Annotated in this window: 21 protein-coding genes; 16 read left to right on the forward strand and 5 right to left on the reverse strand. The window is 40.8% G+C overall.

The window, feature by feature from the left end:
* The first annotated feature begins 71 nt into the window (after positions 1–71).
* Genes MTF67_RS11955 through ung form a run of 6 tightly spaced genes read left to right on the forward strand, consistent with a single transcriptional unit; the run spans position 72 to position 5,473 of the window.
* Positions 72–872 (forward strand): ABC transporter ATP-binding protein, encoded by an 801-nt coding sequence (locus MTF67_RS11955; RefSeq protein WP_248519634.1) that lies wholly within the window; start codon positions 72–74, stop codon positions 870–872.
* Position 873: 1 nt separating this feature from the next.
* Positions 874–1,878: an iron ABC transporter permease gene (locus MTF67_RS11960; protein ID WP_058429751.1), complete on the forward strand. Its 1,005-nt coding sequence runs from the start codon at positions 874–876 to the stop codon at positions 1,876–1,878.
* A gap of 2 nt (positions 1,879–1,880) precedes the next feature.
* Positions 1,881–3,362, forward strand: a complete 1,482-nt coding sequence (locus MTF67_RS11965; protein ID WP_248519635.1) for a cobyric acid synthase — start codon at positions 1,881–1,883, stop codon at positions 3,360–3,362.
* Positions 3,355–3,954: a cob(I)yrinic acid a,c-diamide adenosyltransferase gene (gene cobO / locus MTF67_RS11970; RefSeq protein ID WP_138739877.1), complete on the forward strand. Its 600-nt coding sequence runs from the start codon at positions 3,355–3,357 to the stop codon at positions 3,952–3,954. Before MTF67_RS11965 ends, cobO begins: the two co-directional genes overlap by 8 nt.
* On the forward strand, positions 3,954–4,811 hold the full coding sequence (locus tag MTF67_RS11975; RefSeq protein WP_248519636.1) for a cobalamin-binding protein: 858 nt from the start codon (positions 3,954–3,956) through the stop codon (positions 4,809–4,811). Before cobO ends, MTF67_RS11975 begins: the two co-directional genes overlap by 1 nt.
* Positions 4,811–5,473 carry a uracil-DNA glycosylase gene (gene ung / locus MTF67_RS11980; protein WP_248519637.1) on the forward strand — a complete coding sequence of 221 codons (663 nt, stop codon included), beginning with the start codon at positions 4,811–4,813 and terminating at the stop codon, positions 5,471–5,473. Before MTF67_RS11975 ends, ung begins: the two co-directional genes overlap by 1 nt.
* A gap of 69 nt (positions 5,474–5,542) precedes the next feature.
* On the opposite strand, the gene MTF67_RS11985 is transcribed toward ung, so the two are convergent.
* Together MTF67_RS11985 and tal are read right to left on the reverse strand one after the other, a co-directional pair.
* Positions 5,543–5,731 carry a DUF3545 family protein gene (locus tag MTF67_RS11985; RefSeq protein ID WP_006793150.1) on the reverse strand — a complete coding sequence of 63 codons (189 nt, stop codon included), beginning with the start codon at positions 5,729–5,731 and terminating at the stop codon, positions 5,543–5,545.
* 301 nt (positions 5,732–6,032) lie between these two features.
* Entirely contained in the window at positions 6,033–6,983 is a 951-nt protein-coding gene (gene tal, locus MTF67_RS11990) for a transaldolase (RefSeq protein WP_006793149.1), read from the reverse strand.
* A 221-nt stretch (positions 6,984–7,204) separates the two neighbouring features.
* Between tal and yaaA the strand changes: the two genes are divergently transcribed.
* Complete coding sequence (gene yaaA, locus MTF67_RS11995; protein ID WP_248519638.1) at positions 7,205–7,984, forward strand: peroxide stress protein YaaA; 780 nt, start codon at positions 7,205–7,207, stop codon at positions 7,982–7,984.
* A gap of 125 nt (positions 7,985–8,109) precedes the next feature.
* Positions 8,110–9,066, forward strand: a complete 957-nt coding sequence (locus MTF67_RS12000) for a mechanosensitive ion channel family protein (protein WP_010556557.1) — start codon at positions 8,110–8,112, stop codon at positions 9,064–9,066.
* A gap of 769 nt (positions 9,067–9,835) precedes the next feature.
* Here the strand turns inward: MTF67_RS12000 and MTF67_RS12005 are convergent.
* Both MTF67_RS12005 and srmB read right to left on the reverse strand, forming a co-directional pair.
* A complete protein-coding gene (locus tag MTF67_RS12005; protein WP_006793146.1) occupies positions 9,836–10,156 on the reverse strand; it encodes a BON domain-containing protein in 321 nt (106 codons plus the stop codon).
* A gap of 240 nt (positions 10,157–10,396) precedes the next feature.
* Positions 10,397–11,623 carry an ATP-dependent RNA helicase SrmB gene (srmB, locus tag MTF67_RS12010; RefSeq protein ID WP_248519639.1) on the reverse strand — a complete coding sequence of 409 codons (1,227 nt, stop codon included), beginning with the start codon at positions 11,621–11,623 and terminating at the stop codon, positions 10,397–10,399.
* Between the two features lie 75 nt (positions 11,624–11,698).
* On the opposite strand from srmB, the gene MTF67_RS12015 reads away from it, so the two are divergent.
* Both MTF67_RS12015 and MTF67_RS12020 read left to right on the forward strand, forming a co-directional pair.
* Positions 11,699–12,400 (forward strand): methyltransferase, encoded by a 702-nt coding sequence (locus MTF67_RS12015; RefSeq protein WP_248519640.1) that lies wholly within the window; start codon positions 11,699–11,701, stop codon positions 12,398–12,400.
* A 151-nt stretch (positions 12,401–12,551) separates the two neighbouring features.
* Positions 12,552–14,561: an alpha-amylase family protein gene (locus MTF67_RS12020; RefSeq protein WP_248519641.1), complete on the forward strand. Its 2,010-nt coding sequence runs from the start codon at positions 12,552–12,554 to the stop codon at positions 14,559–14,561.
* Between the two features lie 136 nt (positions 14,562–14,697).
* Here the strand turns inward: MTF67_RS12020 and fldB are convergent, their stop codons facing one another.
* Entirely contained in the window at positions 14,698–15,219 is a 522-nt protein-coding gene (gene fldB / locus MTF67_RS12025; RefSeq protein ID WP_248519646.1) for a flavodoxin FldB, read from the reverse strand.
* Positions 15,220–15,313: 94 nt separating this feature from the next.
* Between fldB and xerD the strand changes: the two genes are divergently transcribed.
* From xerD to MTF67_RS12055, 6 genes are all read left to right on the forward strand, one after another.
* A complete protein-coding gene (gene xerD, locus MTF67_RS12030; protein WP_006793141.1) occupies positions 15,314–16,240 on the forward strand; it encodes a site-specific tyrosine recombinase XerD in 927 nt (308 codons plus the stop codon).
* Positions 16,241–16,302: 62 nt separating this feature from the next.
* Positions 16,303–17,031, forward strand: coding sequence for a bifunctional protein-disulfide isomerase/oxidoreductase DsbC (dsbC, locus tag MTF67_RS12035; protein ID WP_006793140.1), 729 nt, complete (start codon positions 16,303–16,305; stop codon positions 17,029–17,031).
* An 80-nt stretch (positions 17,032–17,111) separates the two neighbouring features.
* Positions 17,112–18,833, forward strand: a complete 1,722-nt coding sequence (gene recJ, locus MTF67_RS12040) for a single-stranded-DNA-specific exonuclease RecJ (RefSeq protein ID WP_248519642.1) — start codon at positions 17,112–17,114, stop codon at positions 18,831–18,833.
* A 144-nt stretch (positions 18,834–18,977) separates the two neighbouring features.
* Positions 18,978–20,076 (forward strand): peptide chain release factor 2 gene (gene prfB / locus MTF67_RS12045; protein WP_096801177.1). Its coding sequence is split into 2 segments (ribosomal slippage): positions 18,978–19,052 and positions 19,054–20,076, totalling 1,098 coding nucleotides; the frame shifts between segments, so codons are not numbered across the junction.
* A gap of 26 nt (positions 20,077–20,102) precedes the next feature.
* Positions 20,103–21,638, forward strand: a complete 1,536-nt coding sequence (gene lysS, locus MTF67_RS12050) for a lysine--tRNA ligase (RefSeq protein ID WP_006793137.1) — start codon at positions 20,103–20,105, stop codon at positions 21,636–21,638.
* 424 nt (positions 21,639–22,062) lie between these two features.
* Positions 22,063–22,245: a hypothetical protein gene (locus MTF67_RS12055; protein WP_010556551.1), complete on the forward strand. Its 183-nt coding sequence runs from the start codon at positions 22,063–22,065 to the stop codon at positions 22,243–22,245.
* The last annotated feature ends 205 nt before the right edge of the window (positions 22,246–22,450 follow it).

The raw sequence follows: 22,450 nt of genomic DNA on the forward strand, positions 1-22,450 counted from the left end.
TCATGCTAATTTTAATGTACTCCTTTTTGGTGGTTGCATTACAAGTGGGTACTCGTGTCTAGGACAGAGTATTGCAAACTAAAGCACCATTATTAAACGTTCAAAATCTCTCGTGGGGAATAGCAAATAAACCTATTCTCAAACACATTAATGTGCAAATACCCGAAGGTAAATTTGTGGGCTTAATTGGCCCTAATGGTGCAGGTAAATCGAGTTTACTGCGTTGTTTATATCGTTTTAATAAGCCTAATGAAGGGGTTGTAGAATTTAATAACCATGATATTTGGCAGCTTAAAAGTGACGAATATGCAAAGTGCGTTGCTGTTGTTTTACAAGAGGCGCCATCGCATTTTAATTTGTCGTTATTTGATGTTGTGGCTCTTGGCCTAACACCTCATAAATCGTTATTTAGTTCAACATCGCAAAGCGAAAAACAACAAATCACTCTAGCTATAAAAACGGTAGGGCTTGAGCTGCACACAAATCAAAATTTTGAATCGCTCTCTGGAGGCGAAAAGCAGCGCGCACTCATTGCACGTGCTATTGTTCAGCAACCTCAGCTGTTAATTATGGATGAGCCCACTAGCCACCTTGATGTTAAATATCAAATACAGGTTATGGAGCTGGCAAAGTCTCTTGGTGTTACAGTATTTGCTTCGTTTCATGATCTTAATTTGGCTAGTGCTATGTGTGATGAGCTTGTCGTCATTAAAAATGGAGAAATAACGCATACCGGCTCTCCTGCAGAGGTACTGACTGAGCACATGCTTGACGATGTATTTGGTGTATGCGCTCAGGTTAGTAACCATCCTCAAGAATCTCAATTGGGCAAAGTTACGCCTCATATTACCTACTTTTATGGTTACAAATAATATGTTAGCAATGCATGTACGCCATTCAGTTGCACTGATTATTTGCATTACTATTGCCTTAGTAAGTTTATTTTTAGCATTGAGCTTTGGTGCTGCAGATACCTCAATACAGGATGTATTTAACAGTTTTATTTATTTAAATGATGCTTCATTCACCAGCCGTATTATTTTTGAATTAAGAATGCCCCGTACATTATTGGCGTTTTTAGCAGGTGCCGGGTTAGCTATCGCTGGGCTAATTTTACAAACCGTGACACGTAACCCATTAGCCGATCCTTACTTATTCGGTATATCGTCAGGTGCTTCGTTTGGTGTAGTTGTACTTATGGCATTTGTGGGAATTAGCGCGGGTTTTATGCTTTCGGCCGCAGCCTTGCTTGGTAGCTTATTAGCAATGAGCTTACTTATATTAATTGCCACAAGGCAGCAGGGCGGGCAAGTTGAGTCTATGTTACTTGCTGGTGTTGCACTCTCGTTTTTATTTAGTGCATTTACGAGTTTGTTGCTTTATTGGAGCGAGCCGCAAGCCGTTGCTGCAATTTTATTTTGGACCTTAGGAAGTTTTGCACGTGCGCAGTGGGCAACGCTTTGGATACCCTTTTTAGTGATTACACTGTGCACCTGCGTAATGATTAGTTTTAGGCGCCAGCTTAATGCCATGTTATTAGGTGACGAAAGTGCCATAACCCTTGGTGTTAAAGTGCATCGATTTAGGGTGCTGATGCTAATTTTAAGCTCACTAATAACCGCTGTGCTGGTGGCAATGTGTGGCGGTATTGGTTTTGTTGGATTAATGGTGCCACATATTGTGCGCTTTTTTATTTCACAAGGCACCGTAGCAGGGCTATTAATAACAAGCTTAGCAGGAGGCACATTTATGGTGTGGGTCGATGTACTGTCTCGTTCTTTACTTCAAAATCAAGAGTTGCCAGTAGGGGTGATCACGGCCGCTATGGGGAGTGCGTTTTTCTTAAGTTTACTCTTTTTTCGAAAGTCTAAGGTGTAGCCATGAAAACACTCATGATACAGGGTACTACCTCGGATGCGGGAAAAAGCACCTTAGTGGCTGCACTTTGCCGAGTATTTGCAAATCAAGGCATAAAAGTCGCACCGTTTAAGCCACAAAATATGGCACTTAATAGCGCAGTGACAAACGACGGTGGCGAAATTGGCCGTGCGCAAGCTTTGCAAGCTATTGCTGCTAAGGTAGAGCCCGAAACCGACTTTAACCCGATATTACTTAAACCCAATAGCGATACAGGCGCTCAAGTTATTATTCATGGTAAAGCGATTAGCAACATGGAAGCCGGTAAGTACCACGATTATAAAAAAGTCGCCATGGACGCTGTCATTACATCACACGAGCGTTTAGCAGAACGGTTTGAGCTTTTATTGGTTGAAGGTGCGGGAAGCCCTGCTGAAATAAACCTGCGTGAAAACGACATAGCTAACATGGGCTACGCTGAAAAAGTAGACTGCCCAGTGATTATTATTGCTGATATAGATAAAGGCGGTGTATTTGCTCATTTAGTGGGGACATTGGCATTACTTAGCGGATCTGAGCAAGCACGTGTAAAGGGTTTTGTAATTAACCGTTTTAGAGGTGATATAAGTTTGCTTCAAGGAGGGCTTGACTGGTTAGAGCAATACACGGGTAAACCTGTTTTAGGAGTACTGCCATACCTTCACGATTTAACTCTCGACGCGGAAGATGCTGTTGCAATAAACAATAACGTTACCCATGCAACTATCAATATTGCAATATTATTAGTGCCGCATATTAGTAATCATACTGATTTTGACGCACTGCGTTTACACCCAAATATTAATGTTAACTATATACGCCATACGCAGGTCATTCCTGATGTTGATCTTATTATATTGCCTGGTAGTAAAAACGTACTTGGCGATTTAAATTTTTTGATAAACGAAGGGTGGGATAATCAGATAAAACGCCACTTACGCTATGGTGGAAAAGTACTTGGAATTTGTGGGGGAATGCAAATGCTGGGTAATATAATTTACGACCCCGAGGGTGTTGAGTCGTCATTAAAAAGTGTGAGTGGGTTGGCATTATGTGAGTTTGAAACCACACTCACATCGCAAAAAGTATTAAGTAAAGTGACGGCCACTTTAAAGCTAAATAATCGACAAACTTTATGTAGTGGTTATGAAATTCATGCGGGAGTAAGTAAAGGCAATGCATTAAAGACCCCTTTAATTACCTTTAGTCAGCATCCAAATGGGTTTAAAACAGATGGTTTTATAAGTGACGATAATGCAATTGCGGGCACTTATTTACACGGTTTATTTGATGAGCCCAACGCCACGATGGAAATTTTAAAATGGGTAAAGCCAGATTTAAATATTGATCCAATAAGTATTGATACACACCGCGAACAGCAGTTAGCGCGTTTAGCAACCATGTGCGAAACACATTTAGATATAGCGCAAATTACCTCGATTTATAAAGGGCATAATAATGACTGAACAAACAAACGACAAACACAAACAGCGCCAGCAAAAAGTAAAAGAACACGTAGATGCCCGTGTTGAAGCCGCGCAAGAGGTTAAAGGTATTTTTCAGGTTATTACTGGCAATGGTAAAGGTAAATCGACTTCTGGTTTTGGCGTGGTAGCACGCTGTGTTGGCCACGGTCAAAAAGCCGCTGTGTGTCAATTCATAAAAGGGACATGGGAGTGTGGTGAGCGTAATTTATTACTAGGCGCAGGGGTTGAATTTGCTGTAATGAATACTGGCTTTACATGGGATACACAAAATAAAGAGGCCGATACCTTAGCAGCACAAGCAACATGGCAAGAGGCAAAGCGCATGCTTGCCGACAGCAGTATTAACTTAGTGTTACTTGATGAGCTAACCTACATGGTGACTTATGGTTATATCGACTTAGACGAAGTACTAAGTGCACTTAATAATCGCCCGGCTATGCAGTCGGTTATTATCACAGGACGCGCAGCGCACAGAGCATTGACTGACCTTGCCGATACTGTGAGCGAGGTACGTAATGTAAAACACGCATTCGACTCAGGTGTAAAAGCGTTAGAAGGGTTTGACTACTAGTGTTTAAATTGCTTTTTATAGGTTTCATGCTGCTTAGTTTACACGGCAATGCTGTGGCGAACTCAGCGCCTGAGATTAAAAAACTACGTATAGTTGCGCTTGCCCCACACATAGTTGAAAACCTATTTGCCATTGGTGCAGGTGACAATATTGTGGGCACCGTTGACTATGCCGACTACCCATATGAAGCAAAAAATATAGCTCGCATTGGCGGCTACTATGGTATTTCGCTTGAGAAATTATTAGCCTTAAAACCTGATTTAGTGATTGCTTGGAAAAGCGGAAATCAGCAGGAAGATATCGCACAAATAGAGCGCTTGGGTATTAAAGTTCATTCAAGTAACCCTACAACCATAGAAGCCGTGCAAACTGAGCTACTAACACTTGGTAAACTAACAGGGTACGAAAAGCAAAGCCAACAGGTTGCTAAAGCTTTTAAGCAAAAGTTAGCCGCTATTATTAAAAACCAGCAAGGGAAGCAGCCTATATCTGGTTTTTATCAGTTATGGGCTGAGCCTATGATGACAATCAGTGAAAGTACATGGATTGGCCAACTAGTAAATACCTGTCACGTAAATAATGTGTTTGCTAATAGCACGACCCCGTATCCACAAATCAGCATTGAAAATGTCATTGTAACTAAGCCTCAAATTATTATTATTCCTGACGAAAAATCTAATACCCCGCAGCCTAATGTTAATTGGCAGGCATGGCCAGAAGTGCCTGCGGTTACAAATAACCAGTTTATTCGCGTTAATGCCGATTTACTTCACCGTTTTACACCGCGTATGTTAGATGGGCTTGCTGATATGTGTGATAAAATAGACACGTCACGAAAAATAATAAAGAGTATGTAATGAGCGACTGGGATACATTTTTACAAAACGAGCTACAGCACCCTTATATGCAGCAAACTTTAAATGCAGTTGAAAACCGCCGAGCGGAAGGTATTGCTGTTTACCCTCCCGAGCCGTACGTATTTAATGCATTTAATGCCACGCCGCTAAACAATATTAGGGTGGTAATTTTAGGGCAAGACCCTTACCACGGCGAAGGGCAAGCTCATGGGCTGTGTTTTTCTGTTATGCCTGAGGTAAAAAAACTCCCACCCTCGCTTAAAAATATGTACAAAGAGCTAGCTACAGATATTGAGGGCTTTGTTATTCCTGAGCATGGTTACTTACAAAGCTGGGCAGAACAAGGCGTGTTTTTACTAAATACTGTTTTAACGGTAGAGCAAGGGCAGGCCCATTCCCATAAACATTTAGGTTGGGAGCAATTTACCGATAACGTAATTGCGCATATTAATGAGCACTGCGAAGATGTAGTATTTATTTTATGGGGCGCACATGCGCAAAAAAAAGGTAAAAGTATAAACAGTGCACGTAATCATATTTTAAAAGGGCCGCATCCGTCGCCGCTGTCGGCTCACCGAGGCTTTTTTGGTTGTAAGCACTTTTCGAAAACTAACGAACTGCTGTTAGCACAAGGTAAAAAACCTATAAATTGGCAGGTTTAGCTTAATAAGTTTAAGCATTAAAAAAGCCCTCATAGATGAGGGCTTTTGTGTAATTGGTGGGTATAGAAATTAAAAATCTAGCTCATCAATTGCAATTGTGTCTGCAAAGTAATCAAATTCCTCTAATTCTTTACGTAGACGTTGTTTATCTTTTATTGCTTCTATTTCGCGCCATTTTCTTTTTTTGTTCTTCTGAGAGGTTTTTCTTTTTTCATCAGGACCTTCTAGTATCTCTAATATATCGTTTAGGCTATCCATGAACTTCTCCTATTGATTTTATTGACCTCAAGAGTACCTATACCACAGGCCCAGCTAAAATAGAATAAAAAAGTGACAGAGATGTTACAAAGTTGTGGTGTTTAAATGAAGGTTTATACAAGTAAAGTATTGCTTTTAAATACAAAAACACGTTGTATAAAATTTACAAAGAAATTTAAGTCGATGAGAGTTATTTTGTTTACAGCTAAAATGTATGAGGGAGGTCGGGTTATTAGTCGGCACTTTACAGGCATAAAAAAACGCCGCAATTGCGACGTTTTTTAAAGTACGTTCAAATCAATTACATTGCTTTAAAACGTGCTTCTAGCTGTTCTTGTGCATCAGCAAAAGAGCGAATACCTTCAGCTAGCTTTTCAGTTGCCATTGCATCTTGGTTATGTAACCAACGGAACTGAGCTTCTGTAAGCGGCTCAGGTTTCGGCTCTTTAGGAATATCACTTTCTAGTAAATATTCTTGTGCGCCTTCAAGGTTACCTAAGTCTTCTAAAAGATTAGGGCTAATAGTTAGCTTGTCACAACCTGTTAGTGCAATAATTTCGCCTGTATTACGGAAACTTGCGCCCATCACTACTGTTTTGTAGTCATGACGTTTGTAAAATTCAAAAATGCTGCGTACTGATTGAACACCTGGATCTTGTAGTGGATCCGTTGGTTTTTCCATGCCGTTAGCAACGTGCCAATCTAAAATACGGCCCACAAATGGCGAGATTAGAAATACATTTGCATCAGCACATGCACGGGCTTGGGCGTCGCTAAATAATAAAGTAAGGTTACATTTAGTCCCTTCTTTTTCTAACTGCTCAGCGGCTTTAATACCTTCCCACGTAGACGCAACTTTAATTAAAATTTTGTCTTTGCTTACGCCTTCTTTTTCGTAAAGGCTAAGTAATGTGTGTGCTTTATCAATAGTTGCTTGAGTATCAAACGATAAACGTGCATCTACTTCGGTAGAAATATAACCCGGTACAATCTCACTAATTTCTTTACCAAGTAAAACAGCAAAGTAGTCACATGCAAGTTCTAGTTGTTTAGCTGGATCTTGCTCGGTTTCTTTTGCATAGCTCCAAGCTTTATCTAGGTAAGGCTTATAAGCTTCAATCTCGCTCGCTTTTAATAAAAGCGACGGGTTTGTGGTTGCATCTTCTGGTTGATGCTTTTTGATCGCTTCAATATCGCCAGTGTCGGCTACGATAGATGAATGTTGTTTTAGCCTTTGTAGAGCTGAAGTCATTTGCTTTCCTCATTCCAAGCAAGTTAAAAGAAAAATCGACCCTTAATATATACCATCCATACTGCAACAGTGTGACAATGCTTGATAGGTCTTATGTCCTTATCAATTAAAAAACGGCAATGTATGAATTTTTAAGGGAGGATTTATATAAACAAAACGTGCTTTTCGTTTCATTTAATGTTGAAATTGACATTAAATAATTTACAAGTCAATAGCTAACTATGATCACTGTTATTTCACCTGCAAAAAATCTTGATTACGACACGCCACCGGCAACCGATAAGTTCACTCAGCCTGAATTACTCGAGCACAGCGAGGAACTTATGAAAGTATGCCGTGAACTAACACCTGCGCAAATTGGCAGTTTAATGAAAATTAGCGATAAGCTTTCTGGCCTTAACGCTGCTCGCTTTAGCGAATGGTCGCAACCCTTTACCATTAATAATGCCAAACAAGCCGCGCTTGCTTTTAATGGTGATGTATATGGTGGGTTAGAGGCGAGTACTTTAACTGCAAGCGACCTTGATTACGCGCAAAGTCATTTGCGTATATTATCTGGATTATATGGCCTATTAAAACCGCTTGATTTAATGCAAGCGTACCGACTAGAAATGGGCACTAAGCTTGAAAACTCTCGTGGTAAAAACCTGTATGAGTTTTGGGGCAGTATCATTGCTGATAAACTAAATGAAGTAACAAAATCACAAGATGCACAATACCTCGTTAACCTAGCTTCAAACGAATACTTCAAAGCGGTAGATAAAAAAGCGCTCAACGCGCAAATTATTACGCCGCACTTTAAAGACTGCAAAAATGGTCAATACAAGGTAATTAGCTTTTATGCTAAAAAAGCGCGCGGCATGATGGCGCGTTACATTATAGAAAACCAAGTAACGCAGTTAAGTCAGTTAAAAGAATTTACCGTTGCGGGGTATTACTTTAGCGCTGAGGCAACAACGAAAGAGTTAGAGCCGGTATTTTTGCGCGAAGAGCAAAACTAACGCGTTTAATTAAAGCTAAACACATACCCAAAAAGCCATGCATTGCATGGCTTTTTATATGCTGGCGCTAAACTTGCAAACATGAGTTAAGTATTCACATTATTATTTACTCATAGGTGCAAAAAATGATCAGCATACCCTCGATAACAGAAGCCGAAAAACTTATCGAAGAAAAACTCGGCGGTTGGTTTGATGTTGTTATAAGTCACATTCCTAATTTTATAGTGGCGGTTATTATTGCCATTATATTTTCAATGCTAGCGCGCTTTGCTGGCAACCTTATGAAAAACATATTGCGCCGTTCACTCGACTCTCAACAAATAGCCGATTTAATGGCGTCAATATTTAAGGTTATTGTGCTGTGTGTTGGGGTATTTATAGCGCTGGATTTTGTGGGTTTAAAAGGTACGGTTACCTCTTTATTAGCCGGTGCGGGTATTGTTGGTTTAGCCATAGGTTTTGCGTTTCAAGATATGACCGAAAACTTGATTGCGGGCATAGCAATGGGTATACGCAAGCCCTTTAAAACAGGAGACGTAATAGAAACCGACGACGTGTTTGGTTCAGTGCACTCAATAAACCTGCGTAACACGCTAATAGAGAGCTTTTACGGGCAGTTAATTTTAGTACCAAACAAGGTATTATTTAGGAATGTGTTAAAAAATTACACCACACTTGGAGTTAGACGCATAGAAGTACCGGTAGGCATTTCGTATGGTGACGACATTGAAAAAGCGAAAGAAGTTATTGTAGATAAGATTAACGATTTGGACTTTGTCATTCGTAAAAACGAAACCGATGTTTATGCTGAAGGCTTTGGCGACAGTAGCATTAATTTATTGGTGTGGTTTTGGATTAAATATCCAGGTGAACCAGACTTTATGACAGTGCGTCATAAAGGCGTAGTTGCTGTTAAACAAGCGTTGGATGAAGCTGATATTAGTATTCCATTCCCTATTCGCACGCTCGATTTTGGTATTAAAGGCGGTGAAAAACTCGATGCCATGATCAGCGATAAAATTAACCAGCAATCATCAAATAAAGGCAACGCTGGTGGAGCTGATTCAGGCCAAAACGAATAAATGAGCCATTAATACCAGTGGGAATTATTTACTCACTCGCAACGCAATTTTACATTTAAATACCCGTTGTGGGCTTAAATAAAAATGACTTATGAGTCACAACGACTAAATGCAGCTTTATAAAGCTGCATTTTTTTATGGCTATTTAAGTGTTTGAGAAGGTGAGAGCAACGTTAATTGATTATTGATTAAGGCCTATTTACCTTTTGGGGTGAAATTGAAAGCGGGCTATGTGATATATCGATAAGGCTAAGCCTATTGTGTAGTTACTTCCCGAAACCGACGATAACGCAACATAAATATAAAACATGCAGTAACTTTTGTGTTCCTCTCATAGGTTGCTTCTCCTTGTTGCCTAAATAATAGGTAATAAGGAGCAAGTAGGGCGTATAAGCTGTATACGACTTTAAGTTATACCTACATAGGCGAAGTCATTAAAATAATGCAGGAGTAGGTACTTAGCTTACTGGGTCACAAATCGCGCACCGTAATTATGTTGCTCCTTGATAGAACACGCTTTAATAATGTCAGTTAAACAGGCCTAGGCTTAATATAAATTTATTATTTAAAGAGCGGATTATTTTGGCAAATATTAGGTTGTAATGTATGCAATTTACAATTGGTATTAGGCGGTAAGTAAGAGGTAATTAAAGCGAGTTTTTTATTGTAGTTAATGTGAGTTGCAAGTATATACTGGCACAAAAAAGGCGCAGCATGTGTTGGAGTAACATGCTGCGCCTAGGATCAATTGAGTTAATAAAAGTGCGATTTAAATAACACTAATTTTGTTACGGATGATTTTAACACCATCCATATTTTCTAAAAACTTTTGAGCAAGCGCACGTTCAAAACCGGTTTGCGCTTGACCATGTAATACTACCTCGCCATCTTTAACCTGTACGCGAATATTGCTTAATGCAAAGTTGGGGTTAGTACGAAGCGTACTTGTAATGGTTTGCTGAAGGTTAGGTTGAGTTGCTACGCTGCTGACTACGGCTAGGTGTGTTGCTGCACTCACTTTGGTAGCACAGGCTAACAAAAATAAACAACAAAACGAAACTAACGCGATAGTTAACTTTAAGCGGTTCATAACTCAATCCTTTTATATCAATTAAAAATTTAGCCAAACCATTAAATATTCTGGCTATTCTGTGTTTAATATTACAAGTTCAGTGCCAATTTTAATTTATTGAAATATAAGGTTATTTTATTAAGTGGGAATTCAGGTGGGCAATAATTACATTTAAATGGGTAGGTGTTACATGCACCGGTTACATATGTTACACGCATTAAAAAGCCGGCATACGCCGGCTTTGGTAAATGTGCTAAGTTACTTTTTCTTTTTAACTTTCGCTTTTTTCTTTGCTTTCATTTTTACCGGATCTTTGCGCTTTTTAACCGGTGGCTTAGCCTCTTTATGCTGAGGCTCTATTCCTTTAATTACACGGCGTTTAAGCTTTTGTTCAATGTAGCGTTCTACTTTGTACAAAATACCAATATCATGCGCTTCAACTAATGAAATAGCGATGCCTTTTTTACCTGCGCGACCAGTACGGCCAATACGGTGAACATATACGTCGGCGGTACGTGGCATATCAAAGTTAATAACGTGGCTAATGTCAGATACGTCAATACCGCGGGCAGCTACATCTGTTGCAATTAATATTTTAGTGCGGCCACTATGAAAGTTTTCCATTGCTTTCATGCGCTTGTCTTGTGGCATTTCACCTCGCAGCCAAGCGGCTTTAACACCGTTATTAGTTAATTCACCAATGAGAGTTTCTAAACGTTCACGCGTTTTAACAAACACAATAGCTTTAGTTACGTCTGGGCCATTTAGGGTGTTTACTAAAAGCTCTAGTTTATGGTGGTAATCATCCGCAAGGTGAACCCACTGGTGAATTTTTGCTTTTTCTTTACGAGACGACTCAGCTTCTAACAAAGCTGGATCGTTTAATGTGGTTTCTGCAAATCGTTCTACGCTGTCGCCCTCAAGGGTTGCCGAGAATAAAAAGCACTGACGACGGTTTTTAGCTTCGTCACAAATACGGCTCATTTCTTTTTTGAAACCCATGTCTAACATGCGATCTGCTTCATCAATAATAAGCATTTCTACATGTTCAGCATGAAAGTTTTCAGTTTCTAGGTATTCCATTAATCGCCCTGGAGTGGCAATTAATACATCATTATTTTTTTCAAAAATCTCTTTGTGAGTACCGTAGTTAATACCGCCCGTTACTACGCCAATTTTTAGGTGCGTGCGTTTAGCAAGTAGTTCACACTGTTCATGAATTTGATAAGCCAGCTCACGTGTTGGCGTCATTATTAATACGCGGGCAAAACCAGGTTCACGGCGCGGAAAATCCAATAAGTATTGAATCGCAGGAATTAAAAATGCCGCTGTTTTACCTGTGCCAGTTGGCGCAGACGCTAAAATATCACGTCCCTGAAGAGCTTCAGGAATAGCTTGTTGTTGAATACTGGTTGGCTTCTCGTAGCCCATTTTATCAATGGCATCGAGTAATTTGGTATCAAGATCAAATTCAGAAAATTGCATAGAGTGTCTAAAATAGTGGACAATTACCTTGATTATACGCGCTATGCTGCGCTTGGTGAATGAAAAGGTGAAAAAATGTCTGGTTTTGCATTTAAACAATTTAAGGTTGAACACGACCTCTGCGCAATGAAGGTTTCAACCGACGGCATTTTGCTTGGTGCGTGGGCAAACTTAGCTGGTGCAAACTCGTTACTAGACATTGGTACAGGCACGGGGTTATTGGCGTTAATGTGTAAACAGCGCAGGCCAGCATTGAGTATTACTGCGGTTGAAATAGATGAAAACGCATACAATCAAGCATTACAAAACGTAGCAAATAGTCCGTGGCCCAATATAGCTATTAAGCATCAAACTATTCAAAGCTTTAATAGTGACGCTCCCTTTGATGTCATCATTTCTAATCCGCCTTACTTTAATCACAGTTTAAAAGGCAATAATGCCGCCCGAAACACTGCGCGTCACACCGATGGTTTGAGCTTTGAGGAGCTAATTAACGCGTTTAAGCGGCTTAGCCATTCACAGTCACGGTTTAGTTTAATACTGCCAAACACTGAGGCTTTAGTATTTATTGAGCTTGCTACTCAAAAAGGGCTTTATTTAAATGCACATTGCCAAGTAAAAGCGACACCTAGCAAACCCATAAGCCGCAGTTTAATGACGTTTAGTTATCTAGAATCACAAACCGACAATTCAACGCTATGCATTAGAGAGTTAAACAATAATTACACTACTGATTACATTACTTTGTGTAAGGCATTTTATTTAAAGATGACGTAATTGCGAGGGGTATTATCTAATAATAAAGGATAGTTTACCCATAATGCATACGTATTCAGTTGTTATTTAATCAATCTCAAGACTAGTGTTAACCACTTGTAAATAAGCTAGGGCATGTTGTTTAGCCCGCCAACATTTGGAAACACACACTATGAAGCTGAATAAAATGGTCACCACCGCCGGTTTAAGCCTAGGTTTGCTTTTGCCTAATCTTGCAGCTGCTGCACCCACTACGTTTGTTCATTTATTTGAATGGAGTTGGCCCGATGTTGCACAAGAATGCGAGCAGTTTTTAGGGCCAAAAGGGTATGCTGCTGTACAAGTGTCTCCGCCTAACGAGCATATTACAGGCAACCAATGGTGGACTCGCTATCAACCTGTGAGCTACCAACTGCAAAGCCGAGGCGGTAACCGAACGCAGTTTGTAGATATGGTTAACCGTTGTAAAAGTGCAGGGGTCGATATTTATGTAGATACCTTAATTAATCACATGGCGGCTGGCAGTGGTAATGGCGTTGCGGGTAGCACGTTTGGTAATAAACAATACCCAATTTATAGCCCACAAGACTTTCATGAAAGCTGTAGTATAAATCCAGAAGATTACGGTAATAATCGTTACCGCGTTCAAAACTGCGAGTTAGTAGGGCTTGCTGATTTGAATACGTCTTCAAATTACGTGCAAAATACTCTCGCTGCTTATATTAACGACCTTCAGGCTATTGGAGTAAAAGGTTTTAGATTTGATGCGGCTAAACACGTAGCAGCTAGCGATATTCAAAGCCTTATGGCTAAAATAAATGGCTCGCCGTTAGTGTTTCATGAAGTGATTGATCAGGGAACAGAAGCCGTTGATGCCTCTGAGTATTTAAGTACAGGGCTCGTTACCGAGTTTAAATACAGTACACAACTCGGTAATACATTTAGAAACGGCTCGCTTGCATGGTTAAGTAATTTTGGTGAAGGGTGGGGCTTTATGCCAAGCTCGTCAGCGGTCGTATTTGTAGATAATCATGATAATCAGCGGGGGCATGGTGGTGCGGGTAACGTAATTACTTTTGAAGATGGTCGCTTATACGACCTAGCTAACGTATTTATGTTGGCGTATCCGTATGGCTATCCAAAAGTAATGTCGAGTTATGATTTCCATGGTGATACCGATGCGGGCGGGCCGAGTGTTCCCGTTCATAACAGCGGTAATTTAGAATGTTTTGCAAGCAATTGGAAATGTGAGCATCGTTGGTCATACATAGCGGGTGGCGTCGATTTTAGAAATAACACCGCCGACAACTGGGCTGTGACAAATTGGTGGGATAACACTAATAATCAGATTTCATTTGGCCGCGGTAGCTCAGGTCATATGGCCATTAACAAAGAAGACGCAGCGCTCAATGCCACTGTGCAAACAGACATGGCGCCTGGCCAATATTGTAATGTATTAAAAGGTGAATTATCGGGCGATGCTAAAAGTTGTAGCGGTGAGGTTATTACAGTTAATAGTAACGGCACTATTGATCTAAATGTGGCACCTTGGGATGCGATGGCAATTCATAAAAACGCAAAGTTATCACAAGGTTCGACTTCAAATCCGAGTGGTGATTGGCAGCGTACCGTCATTTTTATTAACGCACAAACTCAAAGTGGGCAAGACATGTTTGTACGCGGCGGAATAGATCATACCTATGCAAATACAAATTTAGGTAGAAACTGTCAAACAACCAATGTTGAATGTGCGATGCCTATTCGTCATAACAATTTAAAAAATGCCACTACAAGCCCATGGAAACTAAACGATAACTATCTAGATTGGTACGGTATTGAAAGCGGGCAAAGCGCCCAGGCAGAAGGTACCGCAGCCGACTGGACTACAAACGTGTGGCCAAGTACATATGGTGCCCAAAAAACAGTGACTAATGACGGCTTTGGCGTTACGCCGCTGAATATTTGGGGCGAACACTATTGGATGCTAGATGTAGACATGGATTGCAGCAAAGCAGTAAATGGGTGGTTTGAGGTAAAAGCATTTGTTAAAAATGGCCAAGGCTGGGAAAACGATATAAACCAAGCCAATACACCCTTTGCCAGCACTAACCATGTGGCACAATGCGGAAAAATAAATATGTTTGAATTTAACAGCTCAAATGTAGATATTCGTAACTTTTAAACCTATTCGTTAAATTTAGCGATGTGCATTATTACTAAAGCCAAACACCTAAGCGTGTTTGGCTTTTTACCATAAACAATATTGGTAATGTGTTAAATCGCTGTTTTATAGCGCGGCAAGCATTACGCTCAAGCAGTTAAAGCGTTTCACCGTACTCGGTCATTACTTGCTCAACCCAAGTCGCAATGCGCTCATCGCTCAGCTCGTACTGGCTGTCTTCATCAAGGGCGAGTCCTACAAACTGTTTGCCATCTGGGGTGAGTGCCTTTGAGGCTTCAAACTCGTAGCTGCTGTCGTTCGGCCAAAAGCCAAGTTGTGTAAATGTTTGTGTGTTTATTTCGTCGTGCAGCATACCTAGAGCGTCTTGAAACCACTGTCCGTAACCTTGTTGGTCGCCCATGCCAAATAAAGCAATGGTTTTACCATTTAGGTTTACGTCTTTTATGTCGTCCCATTTAGACTCCCAGTCTTCTTGTATTTCGCCAAAGTCCCATGTTGAAATACCAAAGATGATAAAGTCGTACTGCTCTGCATTTTTTAGTGGTTCGTCTTTAATATTGTGAAGGCTAACTATATCGTCACCAATAAGGTCACGTATTTTTTCTGCTGCCATTTCGGTGTAGCACGTAGTAGAGCCAAAAAATAAACCAATTTGCATCGTATTTATCACTGTGTAATTGCCTGATATGATAGGCTCAAGTTTACCGTAAGGTATTTTTAATTGATACCTTAGCAAAGCATGAGAGCATAATGTGACAACGCTATCTGACGATTTTTCAGAAAATAAAAGCAGTATGAGCACCAATAGCGACTACCTAGAAACCTTTTTAGATAGCCTTTATTTGGAGCAAGGTGTAAGCGAAAACACATTAAGTGCTTACCGTAGCGATTTAGATAAGTTTTGCCAGTTTTTAAAAGGCGAAAACTTAATGACGGTAACAGGGCATGACATTGAAAGCTACTTAGCGCATCGGGTTGATTTAGGCCTAAAGCCGCGCAGTACAGCGAGAAGTATCAGTGCGCTAAAACGGTTTTATCAGTACTTTGTGCGTGAAAAAATGATTACCGACACACCAATGCTAAATATTGCCCAACCCAAAGCGGGGCAATCTTTACCTAAAACACTTTCTGAAACCGAAGTAGAAGCGCTTCTTAACGCCCCCAATACTGAAGAACCCATGGGGTTACGAGACAAAGCCATGCTTGAATTGCTTTATGCCACAGGCCTGCGTGTCAGTGAGTTGGTTGGGCTACGCATGGAGCAAATTAACTTACGCCAAGCGGTTGTGTTTGTAAAAGGTAAAGGCAACAAAGAACGTTTAGTGCCGCTGGGCGAAGAAGCCATGCATTGGCTTGAGCTTTTTTTAAAAGTGGGCCGCGCACAAATGATCAAACACGCCACCGACTTTGTATTTCCGTCAAAGCGTGGTGTGGGCATGACTCGACAAACCTTTTGGCATAGAATCAAACACTATGCTATTTTGGCATCGGTTGAATCGCCATTATCACCCCACACATTGCGCCATGCATTTGCTACGCATTTATTGAATCATGGGGCCGATTTACGTGTTGTGCAAATGATGCTGGGACACAGCGACCTATCAACAACGCAAATTTATACTCATGTTGCTAATGAACGGTTAAAATCGGTACACGCGCAGCATCATCCGCGCGCTTAATTTGAAATTAAATAGTATTAAGCCGGTCAATATATTAAGTATTTTTAGGATAGAGAGAAGTTATGAAAAAATTAATGTTAGCAGGTGCCATGTTGTGCACAAGTATGAGTGCATTGGCAAATGACGTTGCAGTAACGCCAAATGCTAATGATCCTATTGTTACTAAGTTTGCGGCACTTGGCGTTACGGTTAAGCAAATAAATCCAAGCCCAGTAGCTGGTTTAAAAGAGCTAATTACAAATAAAGGCGTGTTATACGCAAGCCCAGACGGCCAGTTTTTAATGCAAGGCACGTTAATCGATTTAGACAACCGTAATAACCTAACAGAACAAGCTTTAAATAGCGTACGTGCTGAAGGTATTACAGAATACGAAGAGTCGATGATTGTGTACAAAGCACCAAACGAAAAACACAGCATCACTGTATTTACCGATATTAGCTGTGGTTATTGTCGTAAATTACACCGTGAGCTAAACGATTTACTTGATGCGGGTATTACCGTTAAGTACTTAGCGTTTCCGCGTGGTGGCCTACAAGGTTCAGGCTATGCAGATTTAATGAATGTATGGTGTGCAAAAGATCAACAAGAGGCGTTAACAGAAGCTAAAGCTGGTGAGAGTACCACGGCAGTTGCAGGTTGTAGTGCACCCATTGCTGAACACTACCAGCTAGGCCAAAGCTTTGGTATTAGTGGCACGCCAGCCATTATTTTAGACGATGGCACAATGATCCCAGGTTACCAACCTGCTGCTGCATTAAAAGCAGCGTTAGATGCTAATAAAGCATCTTAATAACGTGTTTACGTTTACAAAAAGGCCTTAATGGCCTTTTTTTGTCTTTTTAATACGATTTAATAAGTTAAAAAAACTGCATGAAAAAACTGATCATTGCGCGCGAAAACGTTAACGACTCGCACTTACCGAGTCATTTGCATCCGGTTATAAAACAAATTTACGCGACTCGTCGTGTGGTTGATGCCCAAGAGCTCGATAACGGTGTTGCTACGCTTCACGATTATAAATTGTTTAAAGACATCGACAAAGCAAGTGCGTTACTAGTCGATGCGCTTAAGGCGCAAAGCCACATTTTAATTGTGGGCGACTTTGATGCCGATGGCGCAACCAGTACTGCAACTTTAATGCAGGGGTTGCAAATGTTTGGTTTTCAAAATTTAGATTACCTCATTCCAGACCGCTTTAGCTTAGGTTATGGCTTAAGCCCCGCACTGGCCGAACAAATAGTACAAATAAAGCCCGATTTAGTGATCACCGTAGATAACGGTATATCCTGTATTGCCGGTATTGATATTTTAAAATCGGTAGGTATAAAAGTGTTGGTTACAGATCACCATTTACAAGGTGAGCAGCTTCCCAATGCCGATGCCATTGTAAATCCAAACAGACACGAATGTAACTTTCCGTCAAAGTCTATTGCTGGTGTAGGCGTTGCGTTTTACTTATTAATTGCACTAAGAAGCCTAATGCGCGAACAAGGTTACTTTACGCAACAAACACCGCCTAACTTAGCAAACTTATTAGACATAGTTGCACTGGGCACAGTCGCTGATGTAGTTGCACTTGATGCAAATAACCGAACATTAGTACACCAAGGCTTAGCGCGTATTCGCAGTGGTAAAACACGCCCAGGTATTACAGCACTTATTGAAGTGGCCAACAGAAATGCAGCGCGTTTAAGCGCCAGCGATTTTGGTTTTTCACTTGCGCCACGTTTAAACGCAGCAGGGCGACTAGACGACATGAGTTTGGGCATAGCGTGTTTACTGAGTAACGATATAAACCAAGCAAGGCGTATCGCAAGCGAACTCGACAGCTTAAACCATGCAAGGCGTGAAATAGAGCAAGGTATGCAAGCTGAAGCACAAGCCGTGCTTGATAGGCTCGCCTTTACCGACGATAACATTCCTGATGCTATTTGTTTGTTTCAAGATGACTGGCACCAAGGCGTAATTGGTATTTTGGCTGGCCGTTTAAAAGAAAAGTACCACCGCCCAACCGTTATTTTTGCGGGTGGTGAAAATGGCGAAATTAAAGGCTCGTGCCGCTCTATTGAAGGGCTGCATATGCGTGACCTACTCGAAGGGTTAAATACCGCCACGCCCCATTTAATAAATAAGTTTGGTGGCCACGCAATGGCTGCGGGTTTAAGCATAGACGAGCAAAATTTTAACGACTTTAAAAAAGCGTTTGATGCCGCAGTCAGTGCGCAATTAAGCGAAGAAAGTAAGCGTTGTATTGTATTTACCGACGGCGAGCTGCCAAACGACTGCTTTACCATGGAGTTTGCCCAATTATTAAAGCAATCAGGCCCATGGGGGCAGCAATTTCCAGAGCCTGTGTTTGAACATACCTTTGAATTAATTCAGCAACGTATTGTTGGTGAAAAGCATTTAAAACTGGTGCTTAAACATCAATCAGGGCGATTAGTTGACGCTATTGCTTTTGGTATAGACGTAAAAGAGTGGCCAGATACCGAAGCACGCTTTGTTAAAGTGGCTTATCAACTTGATATAAACGAGTTTAGAGGTAAATTTAGCTTGCAGCTAATTGTACGAGAGCTTGAAAAAGTGCACTAAAAAATATGCACAATACATGCATAAAAGGCTAATAAAGCGCGCGATTTTTTGTTAAAATCGGGCGTTTTTATCATTTGACGATAATTTATTGCGGATATTCCTCAAGTCGGGCCGTAATAATCTAGCCATTTTGGAGTAATGTACATGTTTGAAGTGAATCCTGTGATTAATCAAATCAAGGAAATTCGCGATCGTACTGAACTGCTTCGGGGGTACCTTTGACTACGCTCTTAAACAAGAGCGCCTAGAAGAAGTTAACGCCGAACTTGAAGATTCAGCTGTATGGAATGAACCTGAACGCGCACAGGCACTTGGCCGTGAAAAGTCAGCATTAGAGGCGGTTGTTGAAACAATCGACAACTTAGTTGCTGGCGCTGATGACGTTGAAGGCTTGCTTGAGCTTGCAATAGAAGCGGAAGACGAAGACACCTTTGACGAAGCAAATGCAGAGCTTGAAGGCCTAAACGAGCAATTAGAAGGTTTAGAGTTTCGTCGAATGTTTTCGGGCACGCACGACGCAAATGATGCATACCTTGATTTACAATCAGGTTCAGGCGGCACTGAAGCTCAAGACTGGTGTAACATGTTACTTCGCATGTACCTACGCTGGGGCGAAGCAAAAGGCTTTAAAGTTGAGCTAGTAGAAGCAACCGATGGCGATGTGGCCGGAATAAAAGGCGCAACAGTTCGCTTTGTTGGTGAATACGCTTACGGTTGGTTACGTACAGAAACAGGCGTACACCGTTTAGTTCGTAAAAGCCCATTTGACTCAAGTGGCCGTCGTCATACATCGTTTGCCTCTGCGTTTGTATACCCAGAGATAGACGACAACATTGAAATTGATATTAATCCGTCTGACTTACGTATAGACGTGTACCGTGCATCGGGCGCAGGTGGTCAGCACGTTAACACCACCGAATCGGCAGTACGTATTACTCACGTGCCTACAAACACGGTAGTGCAATGTCAAAACGAGCGTTCGCAGCATAAAAATAAAGCCCAAGCAATGAAGCAATTAAAAGCTAAATTATTTGAGCTTGAGCTACAGCAGCAAAATGCTGAAAAACAAACGCAAGAAGATGCAAAATCAGATATTGGTTGGGGCAGTCAAATTCGTTCATACGTTCTTGATGACTCGCGTATTAAAGATTTACGCACCGGCGTTGAAAACCGCAATACCCAATCGGTACTTGACGGTAACCTAGACAAATTTATTGAAGCCAGCCTTAAATCTGGCCTATAACCACCAAGCTAATAAAGAGCTAAAAAATGACTGATAAAATCCAAGACGAAAACAAGTTAATCGCTGAGCGTCGCGGCAAGTTAGATGCTATTCGCGAAAATTGCCCAGCCAACGGTCATCCAAACCAATTCCGTCGTGAACATTACACGGCTGATTTGCAAGCTGAGTTTGGTGATAAAACAAAAGAAGAATTAATTGAGCTACAGCACGTAGTATCAATTGCTGGTCGTATTCTTGCTAAGCGTGGTCCATTTATGTCTATTCAAGACATGAAAGGCCGTGTACAAGTTTACGCATCAAAAGACGTACAAAAAGACTTAAAAGCAAAATATGGTCAGCTTGATATTGGCGATATTATTGGTGTTAAAGGTCCACTTAATAAATCAGGCAAAGGCGATTTATACGTAGATATGGCCGAGTACGAATTACTTACTAAGTCACTACGCCCATTACCAGAAAAATTTCATGGCCTTTCAGACCAAGAAACAAAATACCGCCAACGTTATGTTGATTTAATTACTAACGAAGCAACGCGCGAAACGTTCCGTATTCGTTCACAAGTAGTTGAAGGTATTCGTCGCTTTTTAGCAGATCGTGACTTTATGGAAGTAGAAACGCCAATGCTGCAGGTTATTCCTGGCGGTGCGTCTGCGCGTCCATTTGTGACTCATCATAACGCGCTTGATATCGACATGTATTTACGTATTGCGCCAGAGCTTTACTTAAAGCGTTTAGTGGTAGGTGGTTTTGACCGCGTATTTGAAATTAACCGTAACTTCCGTAACGAAGGGTTATCAACGCGTCACAACCCAGAATTCACTATGATTGAGTTCTACCAAGCATACGCCGATTACATCGATCTGATGAACATCACCGAAGACATGCTACGTACCGTTGCAACAAACGTTTTAGGCAGCCCAATTGTTGTTAATACAACAAAAGATGAAAACGGCGAAGTAATCGACTCAGTAGAGTACGACTTTGGTAAGCCGTTTGAGCGCCTAAGCATGGCGGATGCTATCTTAAAATATAACCCTGAGTTTGATGCTGCGGTATTTAATGATCCAGAAAACCACTTTGAAGAGTTAAAAGCGTACGCTAAACAAGTGCACGTTAAAATTCCTGAAAATTGTGTGTGGGGCCCAGGCAAGTTTTTATGTGAAATATTTGAAGAAACGGCTGAGCACATGCTTATCCAACCTACATTTATTACAGGTTACCCATGGGAAGTGTCGCCACTTGCACGTCGTAACGACGACAATGCATTTGTTACCGACCGCTTTGAATTTTTTGTTGGCGGACGTGAGCTTGCAAATGGTTTCTCGGAGCTTAACGATGCACAAGACCAAGCAGAACGCTTTACTCGCCAAGTTGAAGAAAAAGACGCAGGCGATGATGAAGCAATGCATTACGATGAAGATTACATACGCGCACTAGAGTACGGTTTACCGCCTACTGCTGGTGAGGGTATTGGTATTGACCGATTAGTAATGTTATTTACTGACTCATCTACAATTAAAGATGTTATTTTATTCCCGCATATGCGTCCGCAAGCTGACTAAGCTTAACGAAAATAACACCTTGAAACGCCGCTTAATTGCGGCGTTTTTGTTTTAAAAAATTAGTATGCTGGCTCGCTCTTAACTTGAGGTAATTAATTTATATTAAGCAGCTAACATTAGTGTTAACAGATCTGATTTTCCCGCGATAGGGAAGTTTATGCCATGTAGATTTTATTTGTTATTACCGTAAGTATTTTAACCCGTATTCTGGCGAATTAATGAGGCGAAGGTGCACATTTTAAGCTGTTGATAGTTAGTCATTATCTATATGAAAAATTTTATGTGTATATAACAAATTAATGGGTAACTTTTAAACATTATGTTGTATTTTTGTAACTTTATTAGCTACACTATGGCCAAATTTTAAACGGCCTAATTTCTTTAGGTGCTGTAAATAATAAAAACGGATTTACAAAATAATAAAATGACAGATAAAACTATCGAAGAGTCGGAAGAACTCAGTCAAACAGAGCGAGAGCGAGAAGCTTTTTACCGAGCATGCATTGCAGAGTTTCAACAACTAGGTTATCAAGAGCAGTACCTAGCTAGTTTAAAAGATAAATGCGTACCAACCGACGACACACATACGCCTAACGAAGAGAGTTAATTAGCTTAAAAATTAGGCTTCTTTAATATAAAAACATAACATATGTGTGTTCTGTAACCATATAGACACTTTTGATAGAAAAGTGTTTGACATATTTTCTGAAATCTTTATTATACGCCCCACAAGACGGAGAGGTGTCCGAGTGGCCGAAGGAGCTCCCCTGCTAAGGGAGTATAGAGTTTGTAGCTCTATCGAGGGTTCGAAT

It is taken from the genome of Pseudoalteromonas sp. 2CM32C, from assembly GCF_023161925.1.
GTDB lineage: Bacteria > Pseudomonadota > Gammaproteobacteria > Enterobacterales > Alteromonadaceae > Pseudoalteromonas > Pseudoalteromonas marina.

Bases quoted from the DNA above. Each gene is read 5' to 3' on its own strand.
- MTF67_RS11960 (WP_058429751.1), top strand. From the start codon at position 874: ATGTTAGCAATGCATGTACGCCATTCAGTTGCACTGATTATTTGCATT.
- MTF67_RS11965 (WP_248519635.1), top strand. From the start codon at position 1,881: ATGAAAACACTCATGATACAGGGTACTACCTCGGATGCGGGAAAAAGC.
- cobO (WP_138739877.1), top strand. From the start codon at position 3,355: ATGACTGAACAAACAAACGACAAACACAAACAGCGCCAGCAAAAAGTA.
- ung (WP_248519637.1), top strand. From the start codon at position 4,811: ATGAGCGACTGGGATACATTTTTACAAAACGAGCTACAGCACCCTTAT.
- MTF67_RS11985 (WP_006793150.1), bottom strand. From the start codon at position 5,731: ATGGATAGCCTAAACGATATATTAGAGATACTAGAAGGTCCTGATGAA.
- tal (WP_006793149.1), bottom strand. From the start codon at position 6,983: ATGACTTCAGCTCTACAAAGGCTAAAACAACATTCATCTATCGTAGCC.
- yaaA (WP_248519638.1), top strand. From the start codon at position 7,205: ATGATCACTGTTATTTCACCTGCAAAAAATCTTGATTACGACACGCCA.
- MTF67_RS12000 (WP_010556557.1), top strand. From the start codon at position 8,110: ATGATCAGCATACCCTCGATAACAGAAGCCGAAAAACTTATCGAAGAA.
- MTF67_RS12005 (WP_006793146.1), bottom strand. From the start codon at position 10,156: ATGAACCGCTTAAAGTTAACTATCGCGTTAGTTTCGTTTTGTTGTTTA.
- srmB (WP_248519639.1), bottom strand. From the start codon at position 11,623: ATGCAATTTTCTGAATTTGATCTTGATACCAAATTACTCGATGCCATT.
- MTF67_RS12015 (WP_248519640.1), top strand. From the start codon at position 11,699: ATGTCTGGTTTTGCATTTAAACAATTTAAGGTTGAACACGACCTCTGC.
- MTF67_RS12020 (WP_248519641.1), top strand. From the start codon at position 12,552: ATGAAGCTGAATAAAATGGTCACCACCGCCGGTTTAAGCCTAGGTTTG.
- fldB (WP_248519646.1), bottom strand. From the start codon at position 15,219: ATGCAAATTGGTTTATTTTTTGGCTCTACTACGTGCTACACCGAAATG.
- dsbC (WP_006793140.1), top strand. From the start codon at position 16,303: ATGAAAAAATTAATGTTAGCAGGTGCCATGTTGTGCACAAGTATGAGT.
- recJ (WP_248519642.1), top strand. From the start codon at position 17,112: ATGAAAAAACTGATCATTGCGCGCGAAAACGTTAACGACTCGCACTTA.
- lysS (WP_006793137.1), top strand. From the start codon at position 20,103: ATGACTGATAAAATCCAAGACGAAAACAAGTTAATCGCTGAGCGTCGC.
- MTF67_RS12055 (WP_010556551.1), top strand. From the start codon at position 22,063: ATGACAGATAAAACTATCGAAGAGTCGGAAGAACTCAGTCAAACAGAG.